Raw genomic sequence first — 17,961 nt, forward strand, 5'->3', positions numbered from 1 at the left:
CAGGCGACGGTGCACATGTTTCCCCTCAAGCGCATGCTTTCCCTGCGTGAGGCGGCGGGACACCTGGGCATTACCGTACTGCGGCTGCGTGCCCTGCGCCTTGTCGGCGCGGGACCGCATGCCGCCATGCGCAACAAGGGCGGGGTCATGTTCCGCATCGAGGATCTTGACGAGTATGTGGACGGCCTCTACCGCCGTGCCGACATCTCGCATACCGAGCAGGCCCGCCACCGCAATGCGTGGCGCGGGCGGGTCGCGGCCGTGCCGGAAGCGGCGCGTACCGGACTGACCGATTCCTTCATGCAGATCGTGACGCGCGACGAACTGCTGGAAAAAGGCGCGAACCGGGGTTTCCGCGTCCTGTTCCTGGGGGGGCTGTGCCTTATTTTCCTGTCCCATACACCGCTGATCTGGCGGCTGTAGGGCGGGCGGGGGCGCATTTCGTGGCAAATGCGCTTTTTTTGCCTGTGCGGGTATGTTCTTTCGCCATACGATCCGCTACGCAGAAACCACGATAGCGGAACAATAATGGATCGTATGATGACAGGTATGCGCAGCAGCATCATGGCCCGTACAGGTAAGGTGGGCCTGCGGGGCGCACTTTGCGGGCTGGCTCTTGCCCTTGCTCCGGCCCTTGCCATGGCGCAGGATGCCGGCGGTGGACAGCCTCAGCAGAACCCCATCCTGCCCATGCCGCCCGTGCCGGAATTCAAGCCGCTGCCCGCGGGCGCGCATCCGGCCGCGCCTGTTATCGGCATTTTCAACACCCAGCAGATCATGGCGCAGTCCACTGCCGTGCAGAAGCTGCAGACCGAACTGGGCGCCCGGCGCGAAGCGCTGGTGAAGGACGTGCGGGCCGAGGATGGCCAGCTTCAGGCGCTGCGCCAGTCCATCATCAAGGCAGGCAAGGCCCCCACGCCGGAGCAGCAGCAGGACCTGCAGAAGCGCGTGATGGCCGACCGCACCAAGTTCGGCAACCGCAACCGCATCCTTGAAGAGGACGCGCAGGTCGCCCTGAATCAGGTCCAGCGTGAAATGCAGCAGATTGTCAGCGCCATTGCCGCCTCACGCGGGATGACGCTGGTGCTGCAGGCCGGCACCGCCGCCCTGCACGACAACAGTCTTGATATCAGCGACCAGGTCGTAACCTACCTGAATCAGGCGCTGCCCACCGTCTACCTGCCCGGCCCGACGGAAGACCCCGAGGACATTGCCAAGAGCGGCAAGTATCCGGTCATGCCGTTCCAGCCTTCCGATAATGGTGGCGAGTAAACCGTTGTTTGGAAACAACGTGTTTATGACAGCATAAAAGTTTCCGGATGCCGCCTTTTTTCAAAAAAGGCGGCATTTTTTATGCTTTTTACAACAAGCTTCACCAAAAACTTTTTATGGGTACACGATATGCGTCAGGCCAGCAGGTCCGCCGTCAGCGCGCCGGTGGCCCTGATCGCATCGGCGGCCGACAGGCGTACCAGATAACCACGTTTTCCCCCGTTTATGATGACATGGGGCTGGTCCAGCGCTTCCCGCGCCAGTGCGGTCGTGACGCGCCTGCGCTGGCCAAAGGGGCTGATCCCGCCCACGTGGTACCCCGTGGCGCGCTCGGCATCCGTGGGGGGCATCATCTCGGCGGACTTGCCACCAAAGGCCGCCGCCACTTTCTTCATGCTGATCGTGGCCGCCACCGGCACCACCACGCAGGCGGGCTTGCGGTCCACCAGCACCATCAGCGTCTTGAAGACCCGATCGGGATTTTCCCCGATGGAGGCGGCGGCATGGTTGCCGGTCTGCCCGGCGGTGGGGTCGTATTCATATTCCACCACGTCAAAGGCGATTCCCGCCTTTTGCAGTGCCGCGGTGGCGGGGGTTGCCCGGCTCATGTGCTGGCTTCCTGTACTGGTACATCGGCATGAAGGCAGGCCCCCTGTGACTGGGGGCCAGGCAGGCATAGCCGCACGATATGGGGGGCTATGGCATCGGGGGCGGGCAGGCTGGTCATGTCCAGCGCGGGCATGGCCAGCCTGCGCAGGCGGGTGGCCACCATGCCGGGTTCAAACAGGTTGATGCGCAGCGGGCTGTGCGCGGGCAGTTCGCGCACCCATGTCCGTACAATGGCATCCTGTGCCGCGCGGGTGGCGGCAACCAGCCCCCAGAAGGGTTCCGGCGCGCGGCCATGGCGGTCGGTCAGGAAGACCGCCCGCCCCGCGGGTGCCCGCTCAAGCAGGGGGGCCAGCGTGCGGATCAGCCGCCATGTCGTCATGGGGCCTGCCTGCAGCCCGCGTTCCCAGTCCTGTGGCTGCAGGTGGACCAGCGGGGAGAGCACGCCCAGTTCACCCGCGCAGTGGACCATGCAGTCCAGCCTGCCTTCCTGCGCCTTGATGGAGGGGCCAAGTGTATCCACCCGGTCGCCGTCACCCAGATCCAGCGGCAGCAGGGTCGCCCCCTGTCCGGTATGCTGGCGGATCAGGTCATCGGTCTGTTCCAGCGCACCCTGCGTGCGGGCGGTGATGATGCAGCGCGCACCCGCCCGCGCCAGGGCCACGGCCACCGCGCGACCGATGCCACGGCTGGCGCCGGTAACCAGGGCCACGCGCCCGGCAAGCGGCGTGCCCGGCACGATGGTCATGCGGGTTCGGGATGGTGTTCGGCTTCGTAATCAACCAGTTCGATCGGATAGTCGCCGGTAAAGCAGGCATCGCAGTAGCGGTTGCATGCATCCTTGCGGTCCTTGTAGCCCAGCGCGCGGTACAGCCCGTCAAACGAGATGAAGGCCAGGCTGTCCACCCCGATCAGCTTGGCCATTTCCTCCACATTGTGCTGGGCGGCCAGAAGCTGGCTGCGTTCGGGCGTGTCGATGCCGTAGAAGCACGAATGCGTGGTGGGGGGGGAGGAGATGCGCATGTGCACTTCCTTCGCCCCGGCCGCGCGCACCATGTCGACGATCTTGCGTGATGTGGTGCCGCGTACGATGGAATCATCCACCAGCACCACCCGCTTGCCATCCAGCACCGGGCGGTTGGTGGAATGCTTCATCTTGACGCCCAGGTTGCGGATCTGGTCGGTCGGTTCGATGAAGGTGCGGCCCACGTAATGGTTGCGGATGATGCCCAGTTCGAACGGAATGCCGCTCGCGGCGGCAAAGCCCATGGCCGAGGGCACGCCTGAATCGGGCACGGGCACGATCACATCGGCATCCACCGCGCTTTCGCGCGCCAGTTCCACCCCGATCTGCTTGCGGGTGTCATACACGGCCTTGCCGTCCATGATGGAATCGGGGCGGGCGAAGTAGATGTATTCAAACACGCAGAAGCGCGACTGCCTGCTGTCGAAGGGCTTGAGCGAGCGGATGCCCTCGTCATTGATGATCACGATCTCGCCCGGTTCGACATCGCGCACGAACTCGGCGCCCACGATATCAAGCGCGCAGGTCTCGCTGGCCAGGACCCATCTGCCGTCCGAGCCATCTTCTTCCCGCAGGCGGCCAAGGATGAGCGGGCGCACGCCCAGCGGGTCCCGCACGCCAATCAGTTCGTTGCGCGACAGCACGATCAGCGAATAGGCGCCCAGCACCTGCTTGAGCGCGTCGATCAGCCGGTCCACCACGTTGGAATACAGCGAAATGGCGATAAGGTGGATGAACACCTCGCTGTCGGTGGTGGACTGGAAGATGCACCCGCGCCGCACCAGTGCCTTGCGCAGGGTCTCGGCATTGGTCAGGTTGCCGTTATGGGCCACCGCCAGGCCACCGAATTCAAAATCGGCAAAGAGCGGCTGCACGTTGCGGATCAGCGTCGCACCCGTGGTGGCATAGCGGTTATGGCCCACGGCACAGGTGCCGGGCAGCGTGGCCATGACGCGTGAATCCCCGAACACGTCCCCCACCAGCCCCAGCCCCTTGTGGGTATGGAAGCGCGTGCCGTCATACGACACGATGCCCGATGCCTCCTGCCCGCGATGCTGGAGCGCATGCAGGCCGAGTGCCGTCAGCGCGGAGGCGTCATTGACGTTCCAGACGCCAAAGACTCCGCATTCCTCATGCGGCTTGTCATCATCATGCCGCCACTGGGCGGCGATATCATCACGTTCGTGCTGGGGGAGGGGCGTACCGGAAACAGCATGGAAGGTGGTGCGGGACATGATCAGCGATCTTTCCTTGACGGACGGAGGCGGCGGGTACCGACAGAAGGCTCAGATGGGCGCGTCATGCCGCGTCCGGGCGGGTTGCGCAAGGTGCGCGGGCAAGTTATCCGCCCCATGGGCGTTCAGGTAGGTCACACTGTTGCCAATAAGGGGCATGATCCGGCTCGATCGCATGACATCGGGCCATTCGGCTGCGGGCACCAGTGCCGTAATGCCCGCGTAAAGGATGACAAGGCAGATATAGCCACGCACGGCCCCGAACAGCAGGCCCAGGACGCGGTCCAGCCCCGACAGGATGGAACCCTGCACCGCCCGTCCCGAAAGATGGGCAGTCGTGGTGAAGATGACAAGAAGCACCAGGAACAGCACCGCGAAGGAGGCAAGGCCGGCCAGGGTGTGGCTGCTGATCCACTGCGTGGCATAGGGCATGAGCGCGCCATGCCAGGCCACCGCCAGGATGAAGGCCATGATCCATGCGGCCAGCCCCAGTATTTCGCGCGAGAACCCGCGAACCACACCCACCAGTGCCGAAAGCCCGACAATGATGGTGGCTGCTATGTCAATCCAGTTCATGCGTGCCAGACCGGAGGGGGCCGACAGGCATGTAACAGGCATGGACCCGGTCCATCGATCGCGACATTCCCTGCTGTTCCGCCTGCGGCCAGCTTATGCCACCGGCACGCCCCATAGCATAGGCCAAAAAGGGGCCTGTTGCGATTTGGTGGCGATACGGGCCGGCCCGCGTGGGCTCAGGGTAGTTTGGTGGTGCGGATTTTCCATGACCGCTTGCGCGCGGTGGCGGGCGTTGCACGGCGCCGGGTCATGTTCAGGCTCAGCAGCAGGTTGCCCATGCGGGTACGGCGGTCGAGTTCGGTCCAGACCTCTTCGGCATCGACACCCTGTTCGGCCCAGATCCGCAGCAGCTCGGCCAGTACGTCGGCACTGTGCGCCACCAGTCCCGCATGGTCGCGGGCAATCAGGTCCATCACGCATTCTTCCGCGGCACAGGTAAAGGCCCGCCCGGCGGCGTGGTGGTCATTGCCCGGCCCCGCCGTGGGCGCACGCGCCGCCATCCTGGCCTGAAGCGGGCCAAGTGCGGTAGTGGCGGTCAGCGCATCGGGGGCTTTTTCCGGCGCGGGGTGGGAGCGGGACATGCCGCGATGATGGACATTATTTCGCCCCCCGGTCAACCGGCCCCGCCGGGTGGCAGCCGCCCGCCCTTAGATCGAGAAATACTTGGCGTGCGGGTTCAGGATCACCAGTGCCGACGTTGACTGCTCGGGATGGAGCTGGAAGCCATCGGTCAGCGAGACGCCGATCCTTTCCGCATCCAGCAGCTTCAGGATCGGCTCCTGTTCCTCCAGCCGGGGGCAGGCGGGGTAGCCGAAGGAATAGCGCGAACCCCGGTAGCCCTGCTGGAGCAGTTTCGCCATGTCGCGGTCGTCCTCGGCGGCGAAGCCCATCTCGGCGCGGATGCGCTTGTGGGTGTATTCCGCCATGGCTTCCGCCATCTCCACCGACAGGCCATGCAGGTAGAGGTAGTCCTTGTAGCGATCCGCCTCGAACCATTCGCGCGCGCGGTCCGATGCATCCTGCCCCACGGTCACGACCTGCAGGCCGATCACGTCGCGCTGTGCATCGTCAATATCGCGCACGAAGTCCGCAATGCAGGCCCCGTCCGCGCGTGGCTGGCGAGGCAGGGTGAAGCGGGCGACCGCGTTCGTGCCGTCCTCGCCAAACAGCACCAGGTCGTTGCCCTCGCCCGCCGCCTTCCAGTAGCCGTAGCTGGCGCGGGGGTGCAGGATATCCTGCTCCGCGCACAGCGCCAGCATATGGCGCAGCACCGGGCGCAGTTCCTTGCGCGCCCAGACCATGAAGTCATCCAGCGAGCGGCCCTGTTTGCGGAAGCCCCACTGGAACTGGTAGAGCGAGCGTTCATTGAGGAACGGCAGCACCGCCTCCGGTGTCGCCTCCAGCACGCGCGGCCCCCAGAAGGGCGGGACCAGCACGGGCTCGTCCGCTGTCAATTTTTCGCGCCGCGCGCGGGCGGCGGCCACGTCAACCGGGCCGAAGCCACGGGTTTCGGCGGCCTCGATATCCTGCGTGCGGCTGGTGCGCGTGGCCTTGCCCGCGCGGCGGGACTGGATGGCGGCAAGGTAGGTGTCGAACTCACCCTGCACCACCTTGTCCATCAGCGACAGGCCGTCGAACGCATCACGCGCATAGGCCACCCGCCCGCCCTCGCCATAGGCTGCGGTGCAGTCTTCCTCCACGTAATTGCGCGTCAGCGCCGCACCGCCCAGCATCACGGGCACATCAAGGCCCTGGCGCTGCATTTCCTCAAGGTTTTCACGCATGATGACGGTGGACTTGACCAGCAGGCCGGACATGCCGATGGCATCCGCCCTGTGCTCGCGCGCGGCCGCGATCATGTCCGCCACCGGCACCTTGATGCCCAGATTGATCACCTGATAGCCGTTATTGGTCAGGATGATGTCAACCAGATTCTTGCCGATATCATGCACGTCGCCCTTCACCGTGGCCAGCACCATGGTGCCCCGGGCCTGGCCTTCGGTGCGTTCCATGTGGGGTTCCAGCCACGCCACGGCGGCCTTCATCGTCTCGGCGGACTGGAGCACGAAGGGCAGCTGCATCTTGCCCGCGCCAAACAGTTCCCCCACCACCTTCATGCCATCGAGCAGCACGGTGTTGATGATGTCCAGCGGCGCCATGTCGCGCATGGCTTCGGCCAGATCGTCTTCCAGCCCCTTGCGGTCGCCATCGACAATGCGGTCCTTCAGGCGCTCGGGCGCGGTCTCGGCCCGGGCCTTCTTTACCGCATCGGCGGCCTTGCGGTCGGCAAAGATTTCAAGGATGCGCTGTAGCGGGTCATAGCCTTCCGCGCGGCGGTCGAAGATCAGGTCCTCGGCCACCTTCACCTCATCGGCGGGGATCAGGTGCAGCGGGCGGATTTTCGAGACATGCACGATTGCCGCCGTCATGCCCGCGCGCACCGCGTGGTCAAGGAAGACCGAGTTCAGCACCGCGCGCGCCGCCGGGTTCAGCCCGAACGAGATGTTGGACAGCCCCAGCACGATCTGGATATCGGGGAAGCGTTCGCGGATCAGGCGGATGCCCTCCAGCGTCCATTCCCCCAGCTTGCGGTCATCTTCGGTGCCGGTGCCGATGGTGAATGTCAGCGGGTCGATCATCAGGTCGGATTGCGGCAGGCCGTGCTTTTCACAGGCGAATTCGACCAGCCTTGTGGCAATGCGCAGCTTGTCTTCCGCTGTCTTGGCCATGCCCACCTCATCAATGGTGAGCGCAATGACGGAAGCGCCGAACTTGCGCGCCAGCAGCATGCGCTCGGTGGCAATCGCCTCGCCATCCTCGAAATTGATGGAGTTGATGATCGGCTTGCCGCCATGCAGCTTCAGGGCTGCCTCGATCACCGGGGTTTCGGTGGAATCGATGACCAGCGGCGCGTTGACCGAGGATGTGAAGCGGGTCACGACCGCGTTCATTTCACGCATTTCGTCGCGGCCGACGAAGGCGGTGCAGATATCGAGCGCGTTCGAGCCTTCGGCCACCTGTTCGCGGCCCAGCGCAACACAGCCATCCCAGTCGCCGGCTTCCTGCAACTGGCGCCATTTTTTCGATCCGTTGGCGTTGCAGCGCTCACCGATCGAGAAATAGCTGTTCTCCTGCCGCAGCGGCACCTGTGAATACAGGCTGGCGACAGAGGGAATCCACACCGGCCTGCGCGGCACGGGGGCGGGGCGGATGCGGCCGGTGCCCTCGGCGCGCTTACGGAGCATCTGGTCCAGCGCCTGCGTGTGCGGCGTCGACGTGCCACAGCACCCGCCAATCAGGTTCAGCCCGTCCTCGGTAATGAAGCGCTCGACCCAGCTTGCCATTTCGGCGGGTGTCAGCGGGTAATGCGTGGTGCCATTGACCAGTTCGGGCAGGCCCGCATTGGGCTGGACCGAGAGCAGGCCGGGCCAGTTTTCGGCCAGCCAGCGCACGTGTTCCGCCATTTCCTGCGGGCCGGTGGCGCAGTTCAGGCCCATCAGCGGCACATCCAGCGCGTTGATGACGGTGGCGGCGGCCGCAATGTCCGGGCCGACCAGCAGCGTGCCGGTGGTCTCGACCGTGACCTGCACGAAAATGGGGGTGTCCACGCCCATCTCGGCGCGTGCGATCTTCGCACCATTGACGGCGGCCTTGATCTGCAGCGTGTCCTGGCATGTCTCGATCAGGAAGCAGTCAACGCCGCCCTCGATCAGGCCCCGGCACTGTTCGGTCAGGCCCGCTTCCAGCGTGTCGTAATCGATATTGCCCAGCGAGGGCAGCTTGGTCCCCGGCCCGATGGAGCCGACCACATAGCGGTGGCGGCCATCGGCAAAGGTCTCGGCGGCCTCGCGCGCCAGATGGCCCGCCGTGCGGTTGATCTCACGCGCGCGGTCGGCCAGCCCGAATTCGGCCAGCGTTATGGGCGAGCCGCCAAAGCTGTTGGTTTCCACCATGTCCGCCCCGGCCTCGAAATAGCCGCGATGGATCTCGCGCACCAGTTCGGGGCGCGAGAGGTTCAGGATCTCGGTGCAGTTTTCCTGCCCCCAGTAATCGCGCTCGACCTCAAGGTCCAGAAGCTGCACGCGCGATCCCATCCCGCCATCACAGAGCAGGACCTGGTCGCGAAGGGCGTCGAGAAGATGGGGGCGAATGGTCATTGTTATCCTGAAATCTGCTGACAGGGGACAGGGCATACCCTGATGCCGTCCTGTATCCACGGCTGGCATGTTCGGGCCTGTCCGGCATGAGGGGACTATGCCGGGGGTTCCTTATTCCCTTAACTTCCGCCCTGTGTCCAGCACCCGTATCCCCTGTGCGGGCACGAAGGGCCGCAAGACGGCAAGGAGAAGGCGATGAGTGACGACCGGCGTATCATGCTGGAATTTCCTGCCAGCCCGGTGGGGCCGCCGCGCGGCGATACGCTGCTGGTGGTGGGGGCGGACCGGCTGCCGGCCGTCGTGTCGGGCTGGGCCGGGGTCGTGGCCGTGCCCGCCTCCACTGCCTTCGCCACGGCGGCGCACGGGGCGGGATGCGCGTGCTGCACGGGGCGCGGCGGGGGCGTTGCCGCCGTGCTGGCCGATGTTTTCCGCAGGCGGGCGACCGGCGCGCTGCCCTGGTTCGACCGCGTGGTCCTGGTCGCCCCGCCGGGGCAGGCGGGCGCGTGGCGCATGGCGCTGGAAAGGGATGTGCTGGTCACGGCCCGTTTTGCGCTGCACCCCGCACCGGTGGGGTGAAAGACGGGGGCGTTAAGGAACATTTTGCTTTCTGTCCCTAGGCTCTGGTGTGTCAGCAAACACATGCAAAGCAAAGGGATGAAGTGGGCCATCCAGACCAATCAGAGGACCCATCGGCCAGCGGGCCGCAGGCGGCCCGCCCCGCGCCGGAACTGATCCGCCTGCAGGCGGTGCTGCGTGCGGCCCGTTTCCATGGCATCGACCTCGACATACGTGATTTTGCCGGTGAACCGGGCGAGGCCACGCCCTCCATCCCCGCCCTGGCGCGCTGGGTGGAGGAAAGCGGGGGCGCAACACAGGGCATGCACCTGCAATGGCGCGAACTGGTGCGCCTGCGCGACGTGCCGCCGGTCGCCCTGATGTTCGCCGATGGCTCGGCGGGGCTGATGGTGGGGGCGGATGACACCAATGGCGTGATCTGGCTGGTCGATCCCTTCGCCAGCCCCGACATGCCGCCCGTGGCGGTGGATGAACTGCGGCTGAACGCCGTGTGGACGGGGGATGTGCTGCTGGTGCGCGGCCGCCATGGCACGGGGCCGGCGGAGGAGCGCATCGACTTCGCCTGGCTGCGGCGGCTGGTGGCGGGGGAGCGGGTGCTGCTGCGCGACGTGGTCATCGCGTCCATGGTCATGAGCGTGCTGGCCATCTTCCCCCCGCTTATCGTCATGCAGGTGATCGACCGGGTGGTGAACTTCCATTCCCTGTCCACGCTCATTTCCCTGAGCGTGATGGTGACGGTCATGGCGTTTTACGAAATCCTGCTGGGCCATGCCCGGCGCGAGATCACGCTGGTGCTGACCACGCGGCTGGACACGCGCATCTCGCTTGCGGTTTTTGACCGCCTGCTGGCCCTGCCGCTGGAGTTTTTCGAGCGCGAGCAGGCGGGCAACGTGATCGGGCGTGTCAGCGCCATCTATAAGGTGCGCCAGTTCATGACCGGGCGGCTGCTCAGCACCTTTCTCGACCTGTTCACCCTGCTTGTGGTGCTGCCCTTCCTGTTCTGGCTCAGCGGGGCGCTGGCCTGGATGACGGTGGTGGCCGCCGCCCTGATCGGGCTGGTGATCCTGGTGGCCATGCCCACCATGGGGCGGCTCATGGGCAGGCAGGTCCGCGCCGAGATGGCGCGCAGTGCCGCGCTGTATGAAACGGTGGCCGGTATCCGCACGGTCAAGACGCTGGCGCTGGAGCCGGTGCGGCGCGCGGTATGGGACGAGCGGACCGCCGATGTGGTCGGGGCCTCGCTGGATTCGGGGCGCATGGGCAACTGGGTGTCCACCGCCGTCATGCCGCTGGACCTGTTCATCAATCGTGGCATCATCCTGATCGGCGCGTACCTGGCCATCACCTCCACCACGTCGGGCATGGAGGCGGGCGCGCTTATGGCGTTCATGATGCTGGGCAACCGGGTCGCGGCCCCGCTGGTCGGCATGGCCCGGCTGATTGATGACCTGAACGAGGTGCGCACCGCGCTGGCCGAGGCCGGTTCCGTGCTCAACCGCCCGACCGAAACCCGCGCGCTGACCACCGGCCTGCGCCCGCCCATCCATGGCGCGCTGTCCTTTGTGGATGTGGGCTTCACCTATCCCGGTGGCGCCACGCCCGCGCTGTCCGATGTCACCTTCAGCGTGCCCGCGGGCACCATGCTGGGACTGGTCGGGCGCAGCGGGTCGGGCAAGTCCACCATCACCCGGCTGCTGCAGGGGGTCAGCCGCAGCTATACCGGCCAGCTGCGGCTGGACGGGATTGACCTGCGCGAGATCAACCTGACCTACCTGCGCCGCTCCTGCGGGGTGGTGTTGCAGGACAATTTCCTCTTCCGTGGCACCATCCGCGACAACATCATAGCCGGCCGTCCCGGCCTGACGCTGGAGGATGTGGTCCGCGCCGCCCGCATGGCCGGCGCGGAGGAGTTCATCGAGCGCATGCCCGCGGGTTTCGATACCTGGATCGAGGAAGGTTCCACCAACATCTCCGGCGGCCAGCGCCAGCGTCTTGCCATTGCGCGCGCGGTGATTTCCGACCCGAAACTCATGATCCTCGATGAAGCGACCTCCGCCCTTGATCCGGAAAGCGAGGCCGTGGTCAACGCCAACCTGCGCCATCTGGCGCAGGGGCGCACGATGGTCATCGTCTCGCACCGGCTTGCGTCCCTTGTGGCGTGTCACAGGATCTGCGTGATGGATCAGGGACGGGTGGCCGATATCGGCACGCATGACGAACTGCTGGCGCGCTGCGCCATCTACCGCACGCTGTGGCGGCAGCAGAACCGGCATATGGAAGGGGATGACGGCATCCCGCCACCGGACCATGCGCAGGGGGACGCGGCATGAACGGGCACGACCTTGTTCCCCCCACCCCAGATGATGGGGACGGGGAAGGCGCGGGCGGCATCCTGTCGGTACTGCCCCCGCCGGAAGCGGACATGCCAACCGACTTGCCGCCCGCGCTGCTGGCGTTCTATTCCCCCAGTGCGGCGCTGGTCGAACTGCCGCCATCCGACGCGGCGCGCTATGTGATCTGGCTGGTCGCGGCCCTTGCGGGCATGGGGCTTGCGGTCATGACGTTCTTCCCGCTGGACCGGGTGGTGAGCGTGAACGGCAGGCTGACCCCGTTTGACGAGACGATGGTCCTCCAGCCGCTGGAAACCTCCATCATCCGTTCGATCGAGGTGCATGAGGGCGATACCGTGCACAAGGGCCAGATCCTGGCCCGGCTGGACCCCACCATGACCGATGCGGACGTGAACAACCTGCGCCGGCAGGTCACGGCCTACCGTGCCGAGGTCGCGCGCCGCACGGCGGAAGCGGCGGGCCGGCCCTATGTGGCGGATGTAAGCGACCCCGCTTCGGTGCAGGAAGCGGCGGCCTACCTGCGCCGGCAGGCGGAATACAATGCCCAGATGTCCAGCTACGACCGGCAGGTGGCGGGATTGCAGAGCGAACTGCAGGGCTATGAGGCCAGCGCCGCCATGTATGCCGCCCGTGCGCGCGTGGCGCATGACGTGCAGGACATGCGCCTGCAGCTCCAGCACGAGCAGGTGGGCAGCCGCCTGTCCACGCTGGCGGCGCAGGATACGCTCATGGAGGTCACGCGCTCACAGGTTGCCGCCCGGCACGAGGCCGACAGCACCCGCGCCCGGCTGGACGCCATGAAGGCCCAGCGCGATGGCTACGCCAGCAACTGGCATGCCACCGTGTACCAGGACCTGGCACTGGCCCAGCACCGGCTGGCGGATGCCGATGGCAGCTACAGCAAGGCCATCTTGCAGCATGAACTCATCATCATGCGCGCCGACCGCGATGCGACGGTGCTCAGCATTGCCCATCTCTCGGCCGGTTCCGTCATCCAGGCGGCCAGCCCGCTGCTGACGCTGGTGCCGGCCGGCAGCCATCTGGACATGGAGGCCACGCTGCGCGGGGTGGATGCGGGCTACGTGCGGGCAGGGGATCATGCCCTGCTCAAATTCGCGGCCTTCCCCTACACCCAGTATGGCGGGGCGGAGGCATCCGTCCGCGTCATAAGCCCCGATTCGTTTGCACAGCCGGGTGACGGGCCGGGCGGCGGCGCCCAGCAGGGCAGCGCCCCGGGGGATTCGATGAATGCCTATTACCGGGTGCGCCTGTCCATTGACCGCTACACCCTGCACGGCGTGCCCGCCTTCTTCCATCCCCAGCCCGGCATGCCGGTGGAAGCCGATATCCATGTGGGGCGGCGGACCGTGATGCAATACCTGCTCAACCGCCTGATTCCCGCCGTGACCGACGGCATGCGCGAACCCTGACCGGGGTGTCCATGCGCAAGCTCCTGTCCGGCCTGCTGGATGGCATGACGCCTGCCGGCCGCTTCCGCCATGCCTGTCGCCTGCTGGAGGATGAAGGCCATTCGGCACGGGGCTTCGCCCGTCTCGGGCAGATGGCCGGGGCGGGCATGGTGGCGGCGCAGTACCAGGTGGCCCGTGCCTATCTGGAGGGCAGTGGCGTACCCCGCAGTCCGCTGGAGGGCGTGCGCTGGATGCATCGCGCGGCCAGCGCGGGCCATGTGGAGGCCTGTTTTTCCCTCGCCCTCATGCTGCTGGTTGACCCGCCGGGGCAGGGTGGGGCCGATGGCCTGCTGCCCGCTATGTGGCCTGATGGAATCACGGCATGGCCCGACCCGGTGGCCGCCGCCGGCTGGGCCGGGCAGGCGGCGCGGGCAGGGCTGCCCGATGCGCAGGCCCTGTACGGCTACCTGCTGGCCACCGGGCCGGACAGCGTGCGTAACCCGCAGGAAGCTGCGGCATGGTGCGCGCGCGCGGCACAGGCGGGCTGCCCGCAGGGGGATCTGGCGCTGGCGGTGACCCATCTGTCCGCGCCCGACCAGCCGCCGGGCAGCGACCCCGATGCGGTGGCGGCCCTGATGCGGGCGGCGGAAAGCGGCCTGCCCACCGCGCAGTACATGCTGGGCCTGCTGAACGAACGCGGCTGGGGCATGGCGCGCAATACCGCCGGGGCCGAAGAATGGTACGCACGTGCGGCGGCCGGTGGCGTGCGCCCCGCGCAGGCGCGTTATGGTGTCATGCTGCTGCGCAACGGGGCGGACAGCCCGCGCGCCATCATGGCGGCGGAGACATGGCTGCGCCGCGCCGCCCTGGCGGGTGACCGGGAAGCCGCGGCCCTGCTGGGTGACCTGCATGCGCGCGGTGAGGCGGCCCTGCCCGGTGACCATGAGGCCGTGACCTGGTACCGCATGGCGGCCGAACACGGTCACGCCGTTGCCTGCCGCATGCTGGCCCTGCTTTATGTACAGGGGCGGGGGGTCGCGGCCGATCCGGCACAGGCGCGCCACTGGCTGGCGCGCGCGGCGGCACTGGGTGACGCAGCCGCCATGACCGACCTTGCCGCTACCCTGCTGCCCGAGGTTTCCCCCGGTACCGCGCCACCGGATGGAGTATGCATTGATTTCCGGCCCATGGCGCAGGCGGGCGACCCGGTCGCGGCCTTCAACCTGGCGGTCAGCCTGCACAGGGGCATGGGCTGCGTGCCCGATCATGCACAGGCGGCGGTGTGGATGGAACGCGCGGCCGGCGCGGGCGTGGTGAACGCGCAGTACTGGTACGGGCGCATGCTGCTTGCGGGCGAGGGCGTGGTGGCCAGCCCGTCGCAGGCCCGGTACTGGCTGGAACGCGCGGCCGGTCATGGTCTGCCCGAAGCCTGCATTGCCGCCGCCCAGATCCGGCTGGAAGGCCATGGCGGCCCGCGCGACCACGCGGGCGCGCTGGCCCTCTATCACCGCGCGGCGGCGGCGGGCCGGGCAGAGGCCATGTTCTCCCTTGGGGCGATGTATGGCGGTGGCCATGACGTGGCCCCCGACCGGGCACAGGCACTGCACTGGTTCACGCAGGGGGCGCAGGCGGGCAATGCGCCCGCGCAGTTCATGCTGGGCCGCTATCTGGCCCGTGGGCTGGCAGGCCCGGTGGACATGGCGCAGGCCCGGTACTGGTTCGCGCAGGCCGCAGGGCAGGGAGTGGCGGCGGCCCGTGCCGCACTGGACGGGATGGCGGTGGCGGATGGCCATAATGCCTGATGACCCGTGGGTACCCGCAGGCGACGGCGCCGTACCGGCCACATGCCTGCGCCATGCCCGTCATCTGGCGCGACAGGGCCAGCCCCTGCTGGCGCTGGCCTGGATGGAGCGCGCGGCCCGGCAGGCCCCCGATGACCCGCGCGTACGCTTCGCGCTGGCGGCCGCCCGGCTGGGGGCCGGTGATGGGGCGGGCGCGGCCGACGCGGCGGAGGCCGTGCTGGCCGGTCAGGAATCCCGTGCGGGGCTGCGCCTGCTGGTTCTGGCGTGCTGCATGGCGCGGGACTGGACGCGGGCGGTTCCGGTGCTGGAACGTTTCCTGACTGGCTACGGGTTCGACCCGGCGCTGTCCGTTGCGGCGGGGCTGGTCTGCCGGCATGCGGGCTGGCCGGGATGGTGCGCGCTGGATGCGCGGGGCACGCTGCACTGGGGTGGCCTGCCTGCGGGTTGCGTGCCCGATATATGGCTGGGGGGGCGGCCCTTTGCCGCTCCATGCCAGTCGGGAGCCTGTGCCATGGCGCTGCCCCGTAGCGGTTCTGGCGCGGTCGAGGTGCGCCATGCGGGGCAACTGCTGCTGGGGGGCAGGCCGGAGCGGACGGCCCTTGCACGCGTGGCCGGTGCCGTGCTGCCGGGTGACGATGGGCTTGCGGGCTGGGCCTGTCTGCCCGCGCAGCCCGAACGCGCGCCTGTGCTGTACCTGTGTGACGACAGGGGCAGGCGCGAACTGGCACTGCACCGGACGGAAGGGGCCGCGCATGGCAGCCCCGCCGGTCCCGCCATGCCGGTCTGGGGTTTTGACCTGAAATGGGATGAAATCGCGCCGCAGGGCAGCGTGCGCGTGACCTTCGCGGATGGGCGGGACCTGACCGGCTCCCCCCTGCCCGTGCGCCTGCCCCGCGCGCGGCCCGTGTTTCCCGCCATGCGGATGCGGGACAGGGCTGCCGCGCCCATGCCGCGCCCGGCGGGGCGCTGCCGGATCGTGGTGCCGGTCTATGCAGACTGCGCGGGCACGCTGGCCTGCCTGAAGAGCGTGATGGAGACATGCCTTGCACCGGATTGCGGCCCTACGGTCGAGATCATGGTGGTGGATGACGCAACGCCCGATGCCGGTCTGGCCACCGCACTGGACGCACTTGCCGCACGGGGGCGGATCATCCTGCGGCGGCATGATGCCAACAGGGGCTATCCCGCCGCCATCAATACCGCGCTGGATGACGCGACGGGCATGGATGTCGTGCTGCTCAACAGCGACACGCTCGTCGCTCCCGGCTGGCTGGGGGAAATGCGGCGCGTGGCCTATGCGCGCGCCGATACGGGCACGGTCTCGCCATTGTCCAATGATGCCTCGATCCTGACATGGCCTGACCCGTCCCGTCCCGCGCCCCTGTCTGGCGGAATGGAGCGCGTGCGTGCCCTCATGGCCGCCAGCCTGCGCGCCAGCGGGGGCCGGGATGTCGAGATCCCCACGGCGCATGGTTTCTGCATGCTGATCCGCCATGACTGCCTGGCCCGCACCGGCCCGTTCCGGCCCGAACTGTATGGGCGGGGCTATGGGGAGGAAAATGATTTTTCCATGCGTGCCCGGCTGGCTGGCTGGCGGCACAGGGCGGCGCTGGGGGTATTCGTGGGGCATGTGGGGGGCGTCTCCTTTGGCGCGACGCGCAAGGCCCTGCAGCAGCGCAACCTGTGGGTGCTGAACCGGTTGTTCCCCGGTTATGACGCGCTGGTGCAGGCCCATGTTGCCGCCGACCCGCTGGCGGCGGGGCGGTTGCGGCTGTCGCTGCTGGTCTGGCACCGGGCGGCGCGGCAGGCCGGCGTGAACGGGGCCGTGCTGCTGGTGACCCATGGGGGGGCCGGTGGCGTGGCCCGTGTCGTGGCGGCGCGGGCGCGGCAATGGGCGGCGGCGGGCCTGCTGCCGGTGGTGCTGGAGCCGGAAGACGGCGGCTTCCGCCTGCGTGATGGCAGGGAGGATGCGCCCTGTCCCCCGCTGCGTTTTGCATGGCCCGCGCAGGCCGGTGTGCTGGTCACGTTCCTGCAGGCGCTGGACCTGCGGCAGATCGAGATTCACCACCACATGGGCCATGGCCTGCGGGCGCGCGAACTGTGTGCGATGCTGGGCGTGCCCTATATGGTGCATGTGCATGACTATGCCGGGATCTGCCCGCGCGTGACGCTGGTGGGACCAGCGGGGCGCTATTGTGGCGAGCCGGGCCCTGCCGCCTGCCGTGCGTGTGTGGGCAGCCTTGGCTCGCTGGTGGGGGAGACGGATGTGGCCCGCCTGCGGCGTGATACGGCGCGCGAACTGGCCGGTGCCCGGCATGTGGTGGTCCCGTCCGCCGATGTGGCGACGCGGCTGGCGCGTTATTTCCCTGCCGTCCCCTGTCATGTCGCGGCGCTGGAGGATGACCGTCCCGACCAGTCCCTGCGCCAGTTTGCCGCCGCTGTCACCACGGCGCCTGCTTCCGGCCTGCCGCCGCCCACGGGCCGGTACCGCGTGGTGGTGGCGGGCGGAATCGGACCGGAAAAGGGACATGGCGTGCTGCTTGCCGCCGCACGCGATGCGCGGGCGCGGGACCTGGCGCTGGAATTCGTGGTGGTGGGCCATACCTCGGATGACGCGCCCCTGCTGGAAACCGGACGGGTGTTCATGACCGGCCCGTACGGGCCGGCGGACGCGATCGGCCTGCTGCGCGGCTGCGGGGGGCATGTCGGTTTCGTGCCCTCCGTCTGTCCCGAGACATGGTGTTTCACCCTGACGCAGCTGTGGCGTGCGGGCCTGCGCGGTGTGGCCTTTGACCTGGGTGCCGTGGCCGCGCGTATCCACGCCACGGGGCGGGGGGCCTGTGTGCCGCTGGGGCTGCCCGTTCACCAATTGAATACGTTTTTGCTGTCTTATGCCCGGCAAGCGTGTTCCTGATGACCATAGAAGAGGCCACCCGTCTTGACCCCTGCCATC

13 protein-coding genes are annotated in these 17,961 nt (G+C 67.6%); 7 read left to right on the forward strand and 6 right to left on the reverse strand.

The window, feature by feature from the left end; genetic code table 11:
- Nucleotides 1-15: 15 nt before the first annotated feature.
- Entirely contained in the window at nt 16-423 is a 408-nt protein-coding gene (locus CFR78_RS01400; protein WP_034927271.1) for a hypothetical protein, read from the forward strand.
- A 126-nt stretch (nt 424-549) separates the two neighbouring features.
- Nucleotides 550-1,272 carry an OmpH family outer membrane protein gene (locus CFR78_RS01405; protein WP_034926996.1) on the forward strand — a complete coding sequence of 241 codons (723 nt, stop codon included), beginning with the start codon at nt 550-552 and terminating at the stop codon, nt 1,270-1,272.
- A gap of 134 nt (nt 1,273-1,406) precedes the next feature.
- Here the strand turns inward: CFR78_RS01405 and ybaK are convergent, their stop codons facing one another.
- The 6 genes from ybaK to metH form a co-directional block, all read right to left on the reverse strand.
- Nucleotides 1,407-1,880, reverse strand: a complete 474-nt coding sequence (gene ybaK, locus CFR78_RS01410) for a Cys-tRNA(Pro) deacylase (RefSeq protein WP_034926999.1) — start codon at nt 1,878-1,880, stop codon at nt 1,407-1,409.
- Nucleotides 1,877-2,626 carry an SDR family NAD(P)-dependent oxidoreductase gene (locus tag CFR78_RS01415; protein WP_110580949.1) on the reverse strand — a complete coding sequence of 250 codons (750 nt, stop codon included), beginning with the start codon at nt 2,624-2,626 and terminating at the stop codon, nt 1,877-1,879. Before CFR78_RS01415 ends, ybaK begins: the two co-directional genes overlap by 4 nt.
- Nucleotides 2,623-4,137 carry an amidophosphoribosyltransferase gene (purF, locus tag CFR78_RS01420; RefSeq protein WP_034927002.1) on the reverse strand — a complete coding sequence of 505 codons (1,515 nt, stop codon included), beginning with the start codon at nt 4,135-4,137 and terminating at the stop codon, nt 2,623-2,625. Before purF ends, CFR78_RS01415 begins: the two co-directional genes overlap by 4 nt.
- 51 nt (nt 4,138-4,188) lie before the next feature.
- A complete protein-coding gene (locus tag CFR78_RS01425) occupies nt 4,189-4,755 on the reverse strand; it encodes a CvpA family protein (RefSeq protein WP_007396975.1) in 567 nt (188 codons plus the stop codon).
- A 134-nt stretch (nt 4,756-4,889) separates the two neighbouring features.
- Nucleotides 4,890-5,294 carry a phosphoribosyl-ATP pyrophosphatase gene (locus CFR78_RS01430; protein ID WP_034927005.1) on the reverse strand — a complete coding sequence of 135 codons (405 nt, stop codon included), beginning with the start codon at nt 5,292-5,294 and terminating at the stop codon, nt 4,890-4,892.
- A gap of 66 nt (nt 5,295-5,360) precedes the next feature.
- Nucleotides 5,361-8,870 (reverse strand): methionine synthase, encoded by a 3,510-nt coding sequence (gene metH, locus CFR78_RS01435; RefSeq protein WP_034927008.1) that lies wholly within the window; start codon nt 8,868-8,870, stop codon nt 5,361-5,363.
- Nucleotides 8,871-9,065: 195 nt separating this feature from the next.
- On the opposite strand from metH, the gene CFR78_RS01440 reads away from it, so the two are divergent.
- The 5 genes from CFR78_RS01440 to CFR78_RS01460 all read left to right on the forward strand — a co-directional run bounded on the left by CFR78_RS01440 (nt 9,066) and on the right by CFR78_RS01460 (nt 17,922).
- Nucleotides 9,066-9,446 carry a P-loop NTPase family protein gene (locus tag CFR78_RS01440; RefSeq protein WP_034927010.1) on the forward strand — a complete coding sequence of 127 codons (381 nt, stop codon included), beginning with the start codon at nt 9,066-9,068 and terminating at the stop codon, nt 9,444-9,446.
- Nucleotides 9,447-9,529: 83 nt separating this feature from the next.
- Nucleotides 9,530-11,776: a peptidase domain-containing ABC transporter gene (locus tag CFR78_RS01445; protein WP_007396971.1), complete on the forward strand. Its 2,247-nt coding sequence runs from the start codon at nt 9,530-9,532 to the stop codon at nt 11,774-11,776.
- Complete coding sequence (locus tag CFR78_RS01450) at nt 11,773-13,227, forward strand: HlyD family type I secretion periplasmic adaptor subunit (protein WP_007396970.1); 1,455 nt, start codon at nt 11,773-11,775, stop codon at nt 13,225-13,227. Before CFR78_RS01445 ends, CFR78_RS01450 begins: the two co-directional genes overlap by 4 nt.
- Nucleotides 13,228-13,238: 11 nt before the next feature.
- Complete coding sequence (locus CFR78_RS01455) at nt 13,239-15,008, forward strand: SEL1-like repeat protein (RefSeq protein WP_034927013.1); 1,770 nt, start codon at nt 13,239-13,241, stop codon at nt 15,006-15,008.
- On the forward strand, nt 15,001-17,922 hold the full coding sequence (locus tag CFR78_RS01460; RefSeq protein ID WP_051671972.1) for a glycosyltransferase: 2,922 nt from the start codon (nt 15,001-15,003) through the stop codon (nt 17,920-17,922). The genes CFR78_RS01455 and CFR78_RS01460 overlap by 8 nt, the downstream gene beginning before the upstream one ends.
- The last annotated feature ends 39 nt before the right edge of the window (nt 17,923-17,961 follow it).

This window comes from Komagataeibacter rhaeticus (assembly GCF_003207855.1).
Taxonomy (GTDB): domain Bacteria; phylum Pseudomonadota; class Alphaproteobacteria; order Acetobacterales; family Acetobacteraceae; genus Komagataeibacter; species Komagataeibacter rhaeticus.

Excerpts from the sequence above, each read along its gene's own strand:
- CFR78_RS01400 (WP_034927271.1), top strand. The coding sequence starts at position 16 with ATGTTTCCCCTCAAGCGCATGCTTTCCCTGCGTGAGGCGGCGGGACAC.
- CFR78_RS01405 (WP_034926996.1), top strand. The coding sequence starts at position 550 with ATGCGCAGCAGCATCATGGCCCGTACAGGTAAGGTGGGCCTGCGGGGC.
- ybaK (WP_034926999.1), bottom strand. The coding sequence starts at position 1,880 with ATGAGCCGGGCAACCCCCGCCACCGCGGCACTGCAAAAGGCGGGAATC.
- CFR78_RS01415 (WP_110580949.1), bottom strand. The coding sequence starts at position 2,626 with ATGACCATCGTGCCGGGCACGCCGCTTGCCGGGCGCGTGGCCCTGGTT.
- purF (WP_034927002.1), bottom strand. The coding sequence starts at position 4,137 with ATGTCCCGCACCACCTTCCATGCTGTTTCCGGTACGCCCCTCCCCCAG.
- CFR78_RS01425 (WP_007396975.1), bottom strand. The coding sequence starts at position 4,755 with ATGCCTGTTACATGCCTGTCGGCCCCCTCCGGTCTGGCACGCATGAAC.
- CFR78_RS01430 (WP_034927005.1), bottom strand. The coding sequence starts at position 5,294 with ATGTCCCGCTCCCACCCCGCGCCGGAAAAAGCCCCCGATGCGCTGACC.
- metH (WP_034927008.1), bottom strand. The coding sequence starts at position 8,870 with ATGACCATTCGCCCCCATCTTCTCGACGCCCTTCGCGACCAGGTCCTG.
- CFR78_RS01440 (WP_034927010.1), top strand. The coding sequence starts at position 9,066 with ATGAGTGACGACCGGCGTATCATGCTGGAATTTCCTGCCAGCCCGGTG.
- CFR78_RS01450 (WP_007396970.1), top strand. The coding sequence starts at position 11,773 with ATGAACGGGCACGACCTTGTTCCCCCCACCCCAGATGATGGGGACGGG.
- CFR78_RS01455 (WP_034927013.1), top strand. The coding sequence starts at position 13,239 with ATGCGCAAGCTCCTGTCCGGCCTGCTGGATGGCATGACGCCTGCCGGC.
- CFR78_RS01460 (WP_051671972.1), top strand. The coding sequence starts at position 15,001 with ATGCCTGATGACCCGTGGGTACCCGCAGGCGACGGCGCCGTACCGGCC.